The organism is Clostridium sp. KNHs214 (assembly GCF_000744935.1).
Taxonomy (GTDB): Bacteria; Bacillota; Clostridia; order Clostridiales; family Clostridiaceae; genus Haloimpatiens.
In genome coordinates, this window is record NZ_JQMW01000004.1 from 419,616 (window position 1) to 437,522 (window position 17,907).

Consider the following 17,907-nt stretch of genomic DNA (forward strand, 5'->3'; position numbering starts at 1 on the left):
TCCTGCCTATTTCAAAAACTAACATAACGGTAACTAACACACTGTACTATTTTTCTTCTATATCTTTATCAAGCTATTTCTAGTTGAGAGTTGGGAATTGTGAGTGGAAAGTTACTAGGTAAACAAACTGGCAAGCTAGCCAACTAGCACTCTAGCAAACTAACACTAGCCCACTGGCACGCTAGCCAACTAATACTGGCCCACTATTATTCCACTCCTCTTCTAAAGTGCCCCCTAGTATAATTATTAAACTCTCCTTGCCATATTCCTTCATTAAAGCTCTTTAGAACTTTACAGGCTTCTTCATAATTTTCATCAATAAAATCTATCCTAAAATATTTTATACCTATTTTCTTAATACTATCTAAATTAGGAATCAAATTACTACTTACGCTATTATATATATGGCTTCTACAGAAATCATCTGTAATTATAGGAAATTCTGCTCCAGTTCTATCCTTTATTACAAAGCTTCCACTCTTACATTTTCCATTACAATTTTTATCACTACTCATCCCCCCCATGACACTTCCTATAGGACAATATTGACTTACCATAAGCTCTGTCTTTCCATAAATAACGTATTGCGCTGATATATCTGCATTTTTTAATATATCTTTTATTTCTTCCCTGTTTAATTCTACGCTTAAAGCACATAAATCCAACAAATTATCATAAAAATTCAGTGCTTTACTATTAAATATATTGAGCTTATAATCGCCTATTATGGAAGTTCTGCCTTTAAATTTATTAATTATACCTAAATTGGCTGTTATAATACCTAGTATTTTATCTACATTCTTTTCTATATAATCGCAAGTCTTGATAAATTCCCCCTCTTTTAATATATTAGGTATTTTTAAATAAACCTTTTGACCTAAACTTTCTAAATTAAATTTTTCATTTTTTATAAATGCATCTACGCATATACTTTTTATATTCATATCTAAAGCTGCTTTTAACTGTTCCTTTGTAGAAACTAAAACCAGGCACTGGTCAATATTTTTCACTTCTGCTTCATTTTTACCTATTTTTTTATCTATTTTCTCATCTGTTTTCCCGCCTATGTTTCCACCTATGTTTTTATGTTCATTTACAACTTCAAATAGCTTTTCCCTAGAATTTGCTTCTTTAATATTATCATATATCTCCTGCACTAGTTCACGTCTCACATTATTTATAGAAGACATAGGCATAAACCCTTCTTCATAACATGAAAATTCCACTGGATAAAATTCAAAAGGCGTATCTTTGGTTTTACAAAGATTTTCTACAATCCTATGCTGATCTAAAGGTCTCTTAAGTGCCTTTTGCACCACATCTCCTTGAATTTCTATTTTATTACCATTAAACTCTGTGCTAATTTCTATTTTCTCACCTATTTTAAACTTAACCTTTAATGGCATATCCACTCTCTTGCCGTAGGGACTCTTATAGTAAAGACTTAAACTTTCTAAAAGTTCTACATCAGAAGTTTTATAAAGAGTATCTCCATTTTTATAATTGTAAGGGAATATTTTAACCACATCCCCTTTATAGGCTTTTTCTACACTTTTTTCATTTTTGATTATTTTTGATACTGCAAAGCCTTTATCCCTAAATCTAACTCCATCTCCCACTTTCAAATCCTTTTGAAGCGTAATAAGTCCATCATTATCACTTTTACCTAATAATACGCCTGTATTTTTAGGAAAATTATATGCCATCATGTTCTTTCCTTCATTTTTAAACATATATCCCTTAGAAAAACCTTCTCTATTAAAAAGCTGCATAAGTTTGTTTACACCAGAATGTACATATTCCTCATCTATATAACCTTTTTCATATATGCTATCCAAAGCTTTTCTATAAATGCTCACTACTCCAGCCACGTATTCTGGTCTTTTCATTCTTCCCTCTATCTTTAGTGAAGACGTTCCACTATGAACTAATTCCTTTAAAAAATCTAAGCTGCATATATCTTTAGGGCTTAAAAGATATCCCTTTTTTTCTTCTCCTGTAATCTTATTTATAATATTATAAGGGAGTCTGCAAGGTTGAGCGCACCTGCCTCTATTTCCACTTCTTCCACCAATCATACTACTCATAAGACATTGACCAGAATAGCATATGCAAAGAGCACCATGGACAAAAACTTCAGTCTCTATATTTAAATCTTTCGATATATATTCAATCTCCTTAAGTGACATTTCTCTAGCTAAAACTACCCTCTCTACTCCTAAAGAGCACATAAGTTTTGCCCCTTCTCCATTGTGCACGGTAGTTTGGGTAGAAGAGTGCACTGGAAAGCCTGGGAACTTCTCCTTAATAATTTTTATAATTGCCATATCTTGAACTATAAGGGCATCAACCCCTACACTATATAAAAACCCTATATACTCTGTAAGCTCTTTAAGTTCTTTTTCTTTTATTAAAGTATTAACGGTTATATATACCTTTACCCCATAAGCATGACAATAATTTACTGCATTTATCATAGTTTCCTCATCAAAATTAGAGGCATAGGCTCTTGCGGAGAATTTATTTCCTCCTAAATATACTGCATCTGCTCCTGCCTGTACTGCTGCATATAAACTTTCTAAACTTCCTGCTGGTGCTAATATTTCTATTTTTCTTTCTGCATCCATTAAAATCTCTCCTAATATGTAATCCTACTCAACTTTCGCACATATATTTTTAAATTTATATTTTATAACTGCTAAAGTTGAATCATGTTATATTTATTATACACTAAATAACAAGAGCTTACTAAAGGAAGAAATAAAAAGCCCATGAAATTTTAGATTTCATAGGCTTTTTATAAAATTATTTATCTCTACCTTGTGTATATGCATATTTAAATTCTCTAACTCCAAATAAAGGATTCATTAAATTCTTAACATATTTATAAACATACATATTTCTCTTAGTATATAGTTTTGGTGCTACAACTGCTTCATCATAAACTAACATTTTTTCTGCTTCCTTATATAATTCTAATCTTTTCTTTTCATCTAAAGTTATTCTAGCTTCTTTAACTATTTCATCATACTTTTTACTTTGCCATCCAGTTGGTATCATATCTGCGCCTGTTATAAATAAATCAAATAAAGCACTTGGATCATTGTAATCTGCTCCCCAAATTAATCCTGCCATCTGATAATCGTATTCATTTATTCTCTTTTGGAATACTGGCCATTCAACATATTCTGATTTAACATTTATTCCCAATTTCTTTTTAAACATTTGCTGATCGTATTCTGCACCAGTCCTTGTTCCTTGATTAGTACCTGAATATAATACAGTTATTGTTATCTTCGATGGATCTGAATCCATACCTAATTCTTTTAATCCTTTAACCAAAAGAGCTTTAGGGTCTGGATTATCCTGTTTTAATTTTTTTGCTGGTTCTTCATTAGCCATCTTCCTATATTCACCATTAGCTCCCATTTGAACTTTTGGAGGACACCAGCCATAACCTGCTTCATATTGCCCATGGAATATAACTTTAGCTATATCTTCCCTATCCATAGCTATAGAAAATGCCTTTCTGATATTTACATTTTTGAATAATTTATCTTTAGTATTAAAAAATTCAAAACTTATGTCTGGATTATATCCCTTTACTATATCAAATTTATTAGTATTATCTAATTTTTTTATCCACTCTGGCTTAGTTATTTCTAAAGCATCCACAGATCCATTATACACAGAATTAGCTGCTGAATTTCCATCTTTTATCATTTTTAAGTTTACTTTGTCTAGTTTTACTGAATCCTTATCCCAATAATCTTTATTTTTCTCTAGCACTATTTCACTACTATGCTCCCATTTTTTCATAACAAAGGGACCACAAAATGCAAGTTTATCTAATTCAGTACCATACTTTTCTCCATGCTTTTCAATTAAATCTTGTCTTTGAGGCAACATTACTCTAAAATATGATATACCTAAGAAATATGAGCATGGACCTTTTAATTCAAATTTTAATGTCTTATCATCTACTGCTTTTACTCCTATTGAATCTACACTTCCTTTACCAGCCATACATTCATCTGCACCTTTTATTGGTGATAGTAAAAATGCATAAGTCGAACCTGTCTTTGGATTAATGGTTCTCTTTATACCATATTCAAAATCCTTTGCAGTAACCTTTTTTCCATCAGACCACTTATTATCTCGTAAATGAAATGTCCATTCTGTTCCATCATTATTAGTTTCCCATTTTTCTGCTGCTGCTGGTTTTATAATATCATTACCATTTTTATCCTGTTCAAGTCTTGTAAGCGGCTCAGTAACCTCTTTCAATATTTGATAAGAAACATCATCATTACCAACAGAAGCATCTAATGTCTTTGGTTCTTCACTCACTACTAAATTCAAATACTGATCCTTATCTATTTTCTCCCCGTTTGAAGCAGTTTTACCTTGATCATCTTTACTGCCGCATCCTAATAACGCTGTAGAAAAAATTAAAGTTGTTCCTAATACTAAAGATATTAGCTTTTTACTTCTCAATTTACATCCCCCCAAGTAAATTTAATTCTATTCTTGAAAACCTTTTCTAAAGGGCATAAAAAAAATGTATCTACATATGACTTATTGCAAAGTATTTTACTAATAATGATGTCTAAGTACATATGTTAATAGTAAGTTCTCTTCAAGAATACGAAAACCTTTTCTATATAAATGATACTACTTAAAATAAAATATGTCAATATTGTTATTCCTATCACAAAACTTTCCACGAAAAATTTTATTTTTGCTCATTTTATCAGCATCTTTTTCAAATTAAGTACATGAAAAGTAATAACAAGTCAAAGTTGCTAGTATATTTTGTGTCAGACAAGGAAATAGGTTCCGCCGCTAGTAGAACTATAGCCGGGTTCTGCTTACGCAGTATGACGCAAAATAGACTAGCATACTGAGCAGTTTGGGTAAGCCCATAATATTAAGCTCTAAATATTTCTATTTCACACTATTTAATGTCTCTAAATAGCCTTCATACACTTTTTTTATACTATTATTCCAATTGTAATGTTTATTTACATATTCTTTTAAAGTATAATCTTTCTTTTTATACATAGCACTTTCTAAAGACGTTAGTATACTTTTCTCATCATAAGGATTACAATAATAAGCCATATCCTTAAAATACTCTGCAGCGCATCCTTCATTGGTGGATACTATATTACATCCACTAGCAGCTGCTTCTAGTGATGACATTCCTGGTTTCTCTACAAAACTAACTAACGCATGTACTTTTGCAAATCTATAGGCATTATATATATTGTAACTATCCATAAACCCTAGATACATTACATTTTTATATTCTATACATTTTTTAAAATATTCCTTATTTTTAACCTGCCCAATTATAACTAATTGGATCCCTAGCTTTTCACATATTTTTGCTAGCATTAACTGATTTTTTTTAGGTGATATTCTTCCAACACAAAGCACATACTTATTTAGTTTATATCTTTCTCTAAAATTATATAGTGGTATATCTTCATGCTCAACTTCTACTCCAGTGTACACAAGCTCTACCGCATCACCACATATTCCAAATTTCCTTATAAGCATTTCCTTTTCCATATAGCTATTTGCAAATACCCTATCACAGCTTTTTAATATCTCTTCCCTATATAAATTAGATTTTTTCCACAAATTTAATTTTTCATCATCTTTTTTATATAAATAGTATTTCTCTATATCCCAATAAATAGGTGATATTACCACTGGCTTTTTAGCTATATGGGCAATTCTATAATATTTATATATTTCACCTACCCTAGTTAAATTAAATAAATGAATAATATCATACTGTGAATAATCACTTATATGTCCATTGTCTATATGCACCTGTATTCCTTTTTCTTTTAGATATTGGTAAGTTTTCAGTACCTGCTTAGAATCCCCTTCAAAATTTCTCATGTAATCTTCTCTTGTGCATAATAATACCTTCATTATGCCCTCCCCCTATTAAGTTTATCTTTTAAATATTACTATGCAATAGATAAAGTAAATATAACAAAATACCTTCTTAGTGTATTTCCCTAAGAAGGCATTCTAATTACTAAACTATCAAATTATATACCAAAAAAACTACGTATTGCATCTCTTATTTTTTCTGCCATTTTATACTGCATAGCAGGATTAGCAACTTTTCTAACTTCATCATAATTACTTATAAATCCTGCTTCCAAAAGCACAGATGGTACCTTAGCCGCTTTAGTTACATACAAATTGTGATCTAATGTCCCTCTATTAGAAAACCCTAAATTACTTAATGAATCTACTATTTTTTTCGCCAGTATTTGGCTGTCTTTAGCTTGTTGACACGGCGTTGAATCATATGTTATACCATCTTTCTCATATGTTCCCGAATTATCTATTTCAGGTCTATAGGAACTATAATGTGCACTTATTCCATGTGCAGATGCTCCTGATGAATCATGGTGTATACTTAAGAATAAATCAGCATATATACCATTAGCTACATTAATCCTATTCTGTAGATCTTGTGATACAGTTATTTGGCTATTTCGTTCTGGAATAATGTCTCTTGTATAAATAACTTTTATACCTATCTTAGATAATAATTCTCCAACTTTTCTTGTTAAGGATTCATTTAACTCTGCTTCTTTATATATTCTATCACTTGATATAGTTCCTGGATCAATTCCCCCATGACCTGCATCTAAAACTATTACTAATCCATCTTTTTTTACATCTATATCCGTATATTTAACTGCTTCATATGCTTTATTACTCTTGGAGTCTCTCACATGTACGTTTATTTCAAATCTTCCCTTATATGTTGGAGTCCATGTTACTGTATTTTTACTGCTATAATCCTGAATAATTGTCCATTTTCCTGTTTCTAAATCTCCTATCCAGAATCTATATTGGGCTCCATTTGTACTTACTGCTTTAGATGTAATTGTTATAGCATTTCCTACTTTATAATCATTTGTACTTAAATTTAAGCCTGTGATTTGCGTAGGTATTTCTTTATTCTTTACATCTATATCCGTATATTTAACTGCTTCATATGCCTTACTACTCTTGGAATCTCTCACATGCACGTTTATTTCAAATCTTCCCTTATATGTTGGGGTCCATGTTACTGTATTTTTACTGCTATAATCCTGAATAATTGTCCATTTTCCTGTTTCTAAATCTCCTATCCAGAATCTATATTGGGCTCCATTTGTACTTACTGCTTTAGATGTAATTGTTATAGCATTTCCTACTTTATAATCATTTGTACTTAAATTTAAGCCTGTGATTTGCGTAGGTATTTCTTTATTCTTTACATCTATATCTATATGTTTAACTGCTTCATATGCTTTATTACTCTTGGAGTCTCTCACATGTACGTTTATTTCAAATCTTCCCTTATATGTTGGAGTCCATGTTACTGTATTTTTACTGCTATAATCCTGAATAATTGTCCATTTTCCTGTTTCTAAATCTCCTATCCAGAATCTATATTGGGCTCCATTTGTACTTACTGCTTTAGATGTAATTGTTATAGCATTTCCTACTTTATAATCATTTGTACTTAAATTTAAGCCTGTGATTTGCGTAGGTATTTCTTTATTCTTTACATCTATATCCGTATATTTAACTGCTTCATATGCTTTATTACTCTTGGAGTCTCTCACATGTACGTTTATTTCAAATCTTCCCTTATATGTTGGAGTCCATGTTACTGTATTTTTACTGCTATAATCCTGAATAATTGTCCATTTTCCTGTTTCTAAATCTCCTATCCAGAATCTATATTGGGCTCCATTTGTACTTACTGCTTTAGATGTAATTGTTATAGCATTTCCTACTTTATAATCATTTGTACTTAAATTTAAGCCTGTGATTTGCGTAGGTATTTCTTTATTCTTTACATCTATATCCGTATATTTAACTGCTTCATATGCCTTACTACTCTTGGAATCTCTCACATGCACGTTTATTTCAAATCTTCCCTTATATGTTGGGGTCCATGTTACTGTATTTTTACTGCTATAATCCTGAATAATTGTCCATTTTCCTGTTTCTAAATCTCCTATCCAGAATCTATATTGGGCTCCATTTGTACTTACTGCTTTAGATGTAATTGTTATAGCATTTCCTACTTTATAATCATTTGTACTTAAATTTAAGCCTGTGATTTGCGTAGGTATTTCTTTATTCTTTACATCTATATCTATATGTTTAACTGCTTCATATGCTTTATTACTCTTGGAGTCTCTCACATGTACGTTTATTTCAAATCTTCCCTTATATGTTGGAGTCCATGTTACTGTATTTTTACTGCTATAATCCTGAATAATTGTCCATTTTCCTGTTTCTAAATCTCCTATCCAGAATCTATATTGGGCTCCATTTGTACTTACTGCTTTAGATGTAATTGTTATAGCATTTCCTACTTTATAATCATTTGTACTTAAATTTAAACCTGTGATTTGCGTAGGTATTTCTTTATTCTTTACATCTATATCCGTATATTTAACTGCTTCATATGCCTTACTACTCTTGGAGTCTCTCACATGCACGTTTATTTCAAATCTTCCCTTATATGTTGGGGTCCATGTTACTGTATTTTTACTGCTATAATCCTGAATAATTGTCCATTTTCCTGTTTCTAAATCTCCTATCCAGAATCTATATTGGGCTCCATTTGTACTTACTGCATTTGCTGTAGCTGTTATGGAACTTCCTACTTTATAATCACTTGCGCTCAAATTTAGACTTTTAATACTAGTTTCTAGTTTCCCTTGAATATTATTAAACATAGAAAGTATATTATATCCATAATTTGCCTGTGTAGCCCATCCTAGTCCATTAGGATTTTCTTTAATACCTAACCACTCTAAATACTCCGCAGACTTTCGTTTTACATAAGAAAATCTAGGATCTACACAAGAATTTTTAAGAGATTGATCTGAAGCATACGCTTTTAAATGTTGTATTACTGCTCTTATTCCAGTTCTTACATCTGGAAACGATGCCCCTTCTGCTCCACCGCCTACAGCTCCTATACCAGCAAAGTTATTTTGTTCTGGTTTTACGTCTCCACCAAATTTTAAATATGCTGTTTCATACATCATCTGGCAAAAAGCTATATCAGCCTTTACTCCTTCTGTATTAGCTTCTTCAATAACTAATTTCACAAATTCATTAGCCTTTTCATAACTTATTGTTGTATTATTCTTTAACAAAGTTTGCCTCATTTGTTCACTAGTAAGTTGAGAATTTCCCATTATTGGAGTTAAATTTTGAGTATTACCTTCTGCTAATGCTTGTACACTAAACTGAAAGTTAAACATTAATACTGATATTATTAAGAAAATTACCTTAAATAACTTGTTGTTATAGTTCATTGCATCCTCATTCCTTTTTAATTTTTTCAATATTTATTTGTATTTTTGTTTAATAAACCTATAATATCACCTCCTAAATAAATCTTTAAAAGCATTTCTAAAAACCAATTTAAATGCTATATTTAACTGCAATGTAAAAATATAATTAATTTACTTATAATTTCATCAAAAATATAGCAATTATAATATAAACTTCATAAAACAAATGCTTTATAATAAAGCACCAATTAAATATATTTTCGTACCTTTTTCATTTTTATTTACTAATAAATATTTAAAAACTTCATTATTAGTGATGAATTAATAAAAATTACTGAATCTTAATATTGATTACCTAGACTTCCAGAATCTAAAAACATTGCTGCTATTTCAAAATGTTCACCTGTAAAGGCGACAACAACTGATACCCACTTAATTTTTTTTAATAAAGTATTCTTCTTAGCTAGTTCAAAAGTTCAAACTCCAAAAATCTACATCCCCAAATGGATTTTTAATTTTTTAAATCAAAATTTCAATTATAATAAAAATAACAATCCGTTTTACCTTTACTAACGTGTTTTATATATAAAAAACTTAAATTTATCAAAGGAATCTGTATTATGATTAATTACTCTTCTATGATAAGGTTCCCCATTAAATTTACTTCTTTGGTTATCTATTATATTTGCCCACTCATAATCTCCTTCTTTAATCCAATCTACAAAAGTATATACATGCGTATATTTTTCAGTAAAACATATATCGCCTGGCAATAGCTTTGTAAAATCATTGGATATTGCCCATCCATAATTAATTAATTTTTGGGAAAGTTGAATAGTATTAGCTACCCATGTAGGTAATTGGGTTAATCCCACTCTTCTTAAAGCTTCACTTGTAAAATATACACAAGTATTACTTTCATCACCACTATGAAGTTGTATCGCTCTATCCATAACAGAATCTCTATTAGCTTTATTTCCTAGCAGATAATTAACTAATTCTTTCTGCAATAACGACTGCTGCCGTCCTAAACTTTTTGCCTTTGAAACAACATTTATATCATTAAATTTTACTGATTCATATAATTCCTTGCTATTCTTATCTCGTACATGAACCGAAACTTCAAATCTTCCCGTTGTTGAGGGCATCCATGTTATTGTATTATTTTCACTATATTCTTGAATCATCTTCCACTTGCCAGTATCTAAATTTCCTACCCAAAATCTATATAAAGGTTTATCAGAACTAGTTGCTAGCGCTGTAATATTATATAGGTTCCCTAGGTAATATTTATTATCTCCTATTTTATTTTCATCCCTTATTGAGAAAAGTGTACCTGTAGTTTTTACCCCCCGTGATTTTTTTACATTAATGTCAATATATTTTACTGCTTGATAATCAGAATTACTATTTTCATCTTTCACATGTACTGATACTTCAAACTTTCCTGCATATGGTGGTATCCACTTTATAGTATTTTTTTCACTATAATCTTGTAGCATTGTCCATTTTCCTGTCTTTAAATCTCCCATCCAAAATCTATACTGTGCTTTGTTATCACTTTCTGCTTTTGCTGCTACCCTGTATTCATTTCCTACCTTATAATTCTTTATCTCGCTTCCATCCATATTACTAATTTTAAATTCTTTAGCCACTGCTTTACTTTGTGTAATATCTATATCCTTATATTTTACTGCCTCATATGCAGCTTTACTATATTTATCTCGCACATGTACTGATACTTCAAATCTTCCTGCATATGGTGGTCTCCATGTTATAGTATCATTTTCACTATAATCCTGTAGGATTGTCCATTTTCCTGTCTTTAAATCTCCCATCCAAAATCTATACTGTGCTTTGTTATCACTTTCTGCTTTTGCTGCTACCCTGTATTCATTTCCTACCTTATAATTCTTTATCTCGCTTCCATTCATATTACTAATTTTAAATTCTTTAGCCACTGCTTTACTTTGTGTAATATCTATATCCTTATATTTTACTGCCTCATATGCAGCTTTACTATATTTATCTCGCACATGTACTGATACTTCAAATCTTCCTGCATATGGTGGTCTCCATATTATAGTATCATTTTCACTATAATCCTGTAGGATTGTCCATTTTCCTGTCTTTAAATCTCCCATCCAAAATCTATACTGTGCTTTGTTATCACTTTCTGCTTTTGCTGCTACCCTGTATTCATTTCCTACCTTATAATTCTTTATCTCGCTTCCATCCATATTACTAATTTTAAATTCTTTAGCCACTGCTTTACTTTGTGTAATATCTATATCCTTATATTTTACTGCCTCATATGCAGCTTTACTATATTTATCTCGCACATGTACTGATACTTCAAATCTTCCCGCATATGGTGGCCTCCATGTTATAGTATCATTTTCACTATAATCCTGTAGGATTGTCCATTTTCCTGTCTTTAAATCCCCCATCCAAAATCTATACAAAGGTTTGTTTGTACTAATAGCTTTTGCTGTTACTGTATAATTAGCTCCTACTTTATATTTTGAATTTTCCACTTTAGAAACTATATTAAAAGAATCCACTTTAGTTTTATTGGACACAGCAATTGCTTTTCCATTAAAACATATCATAGAAATATTAAAAATAAAAATTGTTAATAAAACAGCTCTAAATTTTTTCATTACTTTCCCCCCCTAAATTAAAATATTTATATATAACCCTAAAATAAAATTTAAGATGCTTCACTCATTTTTATGAAGCATCTATTTTTAATCAACTACTCTTTTCTACACTTACTTTCATTTTCTTTTTAGCCTTAGCTAGACCTATTTGACTTTCTAAAAGCTTGTTTTCTAAATCAATTATTTTGTATTTAGCAGAATGTAATTGGAATTTTAACTCCTTGTTTTCTGATTTATACTTATTTCTATCAGCTAAATAGCTTTTAGCACTTTCCTCTAGTATAGAAATTTGGTCATTTAGATTTTCTACTACTTGCTCATGTTTTTCTATTTCCTTTTGGTCACTGTTAGAGCTTAGCCTATTTTGAAGTTCAGAATTATACTCTTCTAAATGTGTTATTTGCTTTTTAAGATACTGTATTTGATCCTTTAAAAGCTCCTCATTCTTTTGAATATCCTTGTTTTTTTGAAGAAGTTCATTATATATGCCTTCTATCTTAAACCTTTCATCCACAGAATTTAAAGCAGTCAATACTGCAGCGGCAGAAACACTTAGCTTTTCATTATTATCCATCAAATCCTGCATTTTATTATCCACATAAGTAGCTACCTGCTGCAAATACTCCTGACATTCTTCACCTTTTAAATTGTATTCTAAACCATTTATTTTAACAGTAATAGTATTCATTTAAACACCCTCTTAGATAAAGTGAATCTTATTTTTTTAAATTACATTATCCATATTTTATTATATTGTATCATATATTTATGCTATATAAAACACTAATAAGGGTTTACAATGAATTTTTATCTTAATTCTGCTCCTAATTTATACTCTAGAGATCTAAGTATTTTATCATGTACTTTGTTAACTTCCTTATCCGTAAGAGTTCTATCCTCTAATCTATAGATTAAAGCATATGCTACACTCTTCTTGCCTTCTGGTATTTGCTTACCTTGGTATACATCAAATAATCTGTAGCTCTCTAGTAAGTTTCCACCTTGTTTCTTAATTATCTCTTCTATTTCTTCAACTAATACTTCCTCATTTACCATAACAGCCAAATCCCTTGTTACTGCTGGGAATTTTGGAAGTGGCTTGTATTTTCTTTCTAATGCCGCATTTCGGAATAATATGTCTAAATTCAACTCTGCCATATAACATCTTTCACTTACTTCATAGTTTTCGCATACATCCGGATGAATTTCACCTAAAATACCTGTGCATTCTTTCCCCACATATAAAGCGGCTGTTTTTCCTGGATGGAAAGCAGTATTTTGACTTTCACGCTTAAATGAAACTTTTTCAACTCCTAAAACTTCTAATACATTTTCAACTACGCCTTTTAAATGGAAGTAATCTGCCTCACCATACATTCCTATAGTAAGTATATTTCTCTCTTCTGGTAAATTATTTTCATCTTCACTAGCTATATACACTTTTCCTATTTCAAATAATCTAACCTTATCATTACTTCTTGTATAGTTTCTTTGTAAGGATTCCATCATAGAAGCTATAGTAGTAGTTCTCATTATACTGTAGTCTTCACCTAAAGGATTTTTAATTGTAACAACTTTTCTAAGTTCACTGTTTTCTGGCACCAATATTTTATTGAATATTTTAGGGCTTACAAATGAATAGCTTATGGATTGATTTAATCCACTAGAAATTAAAGCCTCTATAACTTTATCCTCTAATTTTTGTTTTATATTTTTGCCACCTTTTGTAGTTTGGCTAGTTGCCATAGTGCTTTTTACATTATTATAGCCGTATATTCTCACTATTTCCTCTGCTACATCTTCTTTTATATTTACATCAGATCTAAAAGTAGGCACTGTTATATGAAGTATATCTCCATTAATCTCTGTATTCAAATCTAGTCTATCCAAGTATTCTTTCATATTTTCCTTTGATATATCTATACCTAAAAATTTATTTACCCATGTATAATCCACATCTAAAGTATGAGGTTCTGCTTTTTCATTATATATATCTATAGTTCCCTCCATAACTTCTCCTGCGCCCAATTCTTCTATAAGGTGACAAGCTCTATTCATGGCAAATTCCACTAAGTTAGGATCTAAGTCTTTTTCAAATTTAGATGAAGATTCTGTTCTTAAAGCTAATTTTTTAGAAGAATTTCTTATGTTAACTCCATTAAAGTTAGCACACTCAAATATTATCTCTAAAGTGTCTTCTTTAACTTCTGAATTCAATCCACCCATTATGCCTGCTAATGCAACCGTTCTATTCCCATCCTTTATACAAAGCATGCTGCTATCTAATTTTCTTTCTTCTTCATCTAAAGTGATAAAACTCTCATCAGCCGCAGCTTTTTCAACAACTATCCTATTTTCTTCTATATCCCTTCTATCAAAAGCATGCATTGGTTGACCTAATTCAATCATAACAAAATTAGTTATATCAACTATATTGTTTATAGGTCTGACTCCAGCCTCTAGAAGTCTTTCCTGCATCCATGAAGGAGATGGCTGTATTTTAATATTTTTAACTCCTCTTGCCATATATCTTCTACAAAGCTCATCCTTAACCTCTACTTCTAAAATATCGTTTATTTTTTCATTACATTTACTAGTGTAATCCAATGAAGGTATTTTATAACGTACACCTAATGTAGCTGCTGTTTCCCTAGCCATGCCGAGTATGCTAAAACAATCTCTTCTATTAGAAGTAATTTCAAAATCTATTAAAGCACTAGTCATTTCTACTACTTCCTTAATATCTTTACCTACTGGAGTATCCTGTGGAAGTATCATAAGTCCGTAGACAGGCTTATCTCCTGCTATTCCTAGCTCCTCTTCTGAACAAAACATGCCATTTGAAACTACTCCTCTTAATTTACCTTTTTTAATTTTAAGCCCTCCATGTAATGTAGAGCCATGTAGAGCTGTAGGAACTACATCCTGCTCTTTCATATTTGTAGCAGCTGTCACTATCTGTATAGGCTCTTCTTTGCCTATATCTACTGTACATATAGAAAGCTTATCTGCATCTGGATGCTTTTCTATCTTTACTAATTTTCCTGTAACAACCTTTTGTATTTCATCTCCAGTTACAATAAGCTCCTCAACCTTTGATCCTGACATAGTCAATCTATCTGCTAACTCTTTTGGTGAAACATTTATATCTACATAATCTTTAAGCCACTTTACTGGTACTAACACATTAATCTACCTCCTACTATTATTAATTTTCAATCCTTTATTTGTTCCCTAATCACCAATTTCTAGTCCTTAATCACTATATTTAGTCTCCTATCACTACTCCCTAATGCATAATTTTCAAACTACAATTAAGCTATACTCTTCATTTACGATTTTTAATTTTTAATTAATAAGGTTCTAGAAGTTGCTGCTTCAGTTAATCAATTGTAACTTTTAACTTACGACTTTCCTCTAATTTTAATGCACACTATATTAGAACTGATTTAGGAATCGCATATCACTTTCATAAAGAAGTCTAATGTCATCTATGCCATATTTAAGCATAACCATTCTATCTAATCCAAATCCAAAGGCAAATCCACTGTAAACCTCTGGATCTATTCCACAATTTCTTAAAACCTGTGGATGTACCATTCCACAACCTAATATTTCTATCCATCCACTGTTTTTACATACTCTACAACCTTTACCACCACATACAAAGCAAGTAGCATCCATCTCTGCTGAAGGCTCTGTAAATGGGAAATGATGAGGTCTAAATTTTGTTTCCATCTTATCACCAAACATTTTCTTTACAAACGTTTCTAGAGTGCCTTTTAAATCCGCAAAAGTTATTCCTTTATCTACTACTAAGCCTTCTATTTGATAAAATATTGGTGAATGTGTTGCATCTAGTTCATCTGAACGATAAACCTTACCAGGTGCTATCATCTTTATAGGTGGTTTTTCATTTTCCATAGTTCTTATTTGTATAGGAGATGTTTGTGTTCTAAGTACTACATTGTCATTTATATAAAAAGTATCCTGTTCCCCTCTTGCTGGATGATCCTTTGGAATATTTAAAGCTTCAAAATTATAATAATCCTTTTCTACCTCTGGACCCTCTTCAATGGAAAAACCCATGGATATAAATATATCTTTTATATTTTCCAATGTTAAATCCAAAGGATGTCTCTTACCAACAGTTTGTTTTTTTCCTGGCATAGATATATCAATTACTTCGCTTTGTAATCTTTTTTCTTTTTCTATTTTCTTCATATCTTCTGTAGCCTTGGTAATTAAATTATCTATGCACTCTCTAACCTCATTTGCCAATTTACCTACAATAGGTCTTTCCTCTGAAGAAAGTTTCCCCATACCTCTTAAAATAGAAGTTAACTCTCCTTTTTTACCTAAATATTTTATTCTTATAGCTTCAAGTTCATCTTTACTTACAACTTTCTTTAGTTCTTCTAAAGCATTTTCTTTTATTAATTGAAGATTCTCTTTCATTTTTTTGGCTCCTTTCAATAATATCCTATTTACAATTTAAACTTTTCAATCTTACATTTAAAGTTTCATACATTGATAATTAATTATATATAATTTATAACTCAACCTTCGCACATAAGTTTCAAGCTCTACAGTATTTTTTAATTTAAAATTTAAAATGTAAAATTTAAAATGAAGGTTAAAATTCCAAAGGAATTTCTTAAATTTAAATTTTACATTTTTATTTTATAACTGCAAAAGTTAAATTTATAATTATATATTACAAATGACAGTTTAGTATATAATGATTATCCCACAAAAAGCATTCCATTACATTGTACCTTATTGTGGGTTAATCATATAATATTTTGCAATAAAAAAAACGCCCCTAAAAAGGGACGAATATATCCGCGGTACCACCCTGATTGACTTTTTGCAAAGTCCTCTCAATACTAATAACGGTTAAATCCGCTAACCACTACTACAATTTCGCAGTTAGAACTCCGAAGTGAACTTCAATATAGAACGTAAATAAAAAAACTCTCAATCTATGATTTTTTCTCCCTGTAAACATTTCTATATCTACTCTCTTCATCACTGTTTGTAAATATACTATTTTAAGTTCTTAAACTACTATACCATAAATTTAAATACATTATCAAGTGCGAAAGCCTAGTTATTTACGCTTTTGTCTTAAAAATTCATACATCATTATAGAAGCTGCTACTGAAGCATTTAATGACTCAGCTCCACCGGGCATGGGTATCTTAACTTTTATATGTGACATATTTACTATTTCTTCACTTATACCATTACCTTCATTGCCTACAATGAAAATCCCCTTTGATGGTAAATCCACCTTATAAAAATCTTCACTTTCATTGTCTAAATAACTAGCTACAAGTTTAAATCCTTCATTCACTAATTCTTTTACTGTAGTTAAATCCTTATCTTGAATAACAGGTATATTAAATATAGAACCCATGGTTGAACGAAGTGTTTTATCATTGTATATGTCCACAGTACCTTTTGTAACTATAACTCCTAGAGCTCCAACTGCATGAGCTGTTCTTATTATAGTTCCCATATTACCTGGATCTTGTATTCTATCTGCCAATAAATACATTCCTTCTTGAGAATTAATTTTAATCTGTTCATTTTTAACTATAGCTATTATTCCCTGAGGATTATCTGTGTTACTTATAAATTTTAAAACCTGCTCTGATATGACTATAACAGGTTTAGGTTCTAATTTTAAATTTTCACACATTTTTGTCCATTTATTCATACATTTATCAGCAATAAATACCTTTTCTACTATAAATGAAGATTTTAATGCCTCTTCTACAAATCTAAATCCCTCTACTAAAAAGCTTCCTTTTTCTTCTCTATACTTTTTTTCTTTTAATTTTTTTACTTCTTTTATTATATTATTATCCTTACTTCTTATTATATCCAAA

At 30.5% G+C, this 17,907-nt stretch carries 9 protein-coding genes and 1 other annotated feature; all 9 genes read right to left on the bottom strand.

Annotated elements, in window-relative coordinates; genetic code table 11:
* Positions 1-206: 206 nt before the first annotated feature.
* Complete coding sequence (locus tag CC89_RS02065) at positions 207-2,627, bottom strand: U32 family peptidase (RefSeq protein ID WP_035288437.1); 2,421 nt, start codon at positions 2,625-2,627, stop codon at positions 207-209.
* A 178-nt stretch (positions 2,628-2,805) separates the two neighbouring features.
* Complete coding sequence (locus tag CC89_RS02070; protein WP_035288438.1) at positions 2,806-4,497, bottom strand: peptide ABC transporter substrate-binding protein; 1,692 nt, start codon at positions 4,495-4,497, stop codon at positions 2,806-2,808.
* A 450-nt stretch (positions 4,498-4,947) separates the two neighbouring features.
* Positions 4,948-5,949, bottom strand: coding sequence for a glycosyltransferase family 4 protein (locus CC89_RS02075; RefSeq protein ID WP_035288440.1), 1,002 nt, complete (start codon positions 5,947-5,949; stop codon positions 4,948-4,950).
* A gap of 122 nt (positions 5,950-6,071) precedes the next feature.
* A complete protein-coding gene (locus CC89_RS02080; RefSeq protein WP_035288442.1) occupies positions 6,072-9,368 on the bottom strand; it encodes an N-acetylmuramoyl-L-alanine amidase in 3,297 nt (1,098 codons plus the stop codon).
* A 548-nt stretch (positions 9,369-9,916) separates the two neighbouring features.
* Positions 9,917-12,010, bottom strand: a complete 2,094-nt coding sequence (locus CC89_RS02085; protein WP_035288444.1) for a hypothetical protein — start codon at positions 12,008-12,010, stop codon at positions 9,917-9,919.
* 91 nt (positions 12,011-12,101) lie between these two features.
* Complete coding sequence (locus CC89_RS02090) at positions 12,102-12,698, bottom strand: cell division protein ZapA (RefSeq protein WP_035288446.1); 597 nt, start codon at positions 12,696-12,698, stop codon at positions 12,102-12,104.
* Between the two features lie 119 nt (positions 12,699-12,817).
* The gene (gene pheT / locus CC89_RS02095) at positions 12,818-15,196 is read right to left on the bottom strand and encodes a phenylalanine--tRNA ligase subunit beta (RefSeq protein ID WP_035288448.1); all 2,379 of its coding nucleotides are present in this window, start codon (positions 15,194-15,196) and stop codon (positions 12,818-12,820) included.
* A gap of 252 nt (positions 15,197-15,448) precedes the next feature.
* Entirely contained in the window at positions 15,449-16,468 is a 1,020-nt protein-coding gene (gene pheS, locus CC89_RS02100; RefSeq protein WP_035287716.1) for a phenylalanine--tRNA ligase subunit alpha, read from the bottom strand.
* Between the two features lie 370 nt (positions 16,469-16,838).
* Positions 16,839-17,054, bottom strand: a binding site (T-box leader).
* 69 nt (positions 17,055-17,123) lie between these two features.
* Positions 17,124-17,900, bottom strand: coding sequence for a TrmH family RNA methyltransferase (locus CC89_RS02105; protein WP_185750619.1), 777 nt, complete (start codon positions 17,898-17,900; stop codon positions 17,124-17,126).
* Between the last annotated feature and the right edge of the window lie 7 nt (positions 17,901-17,907).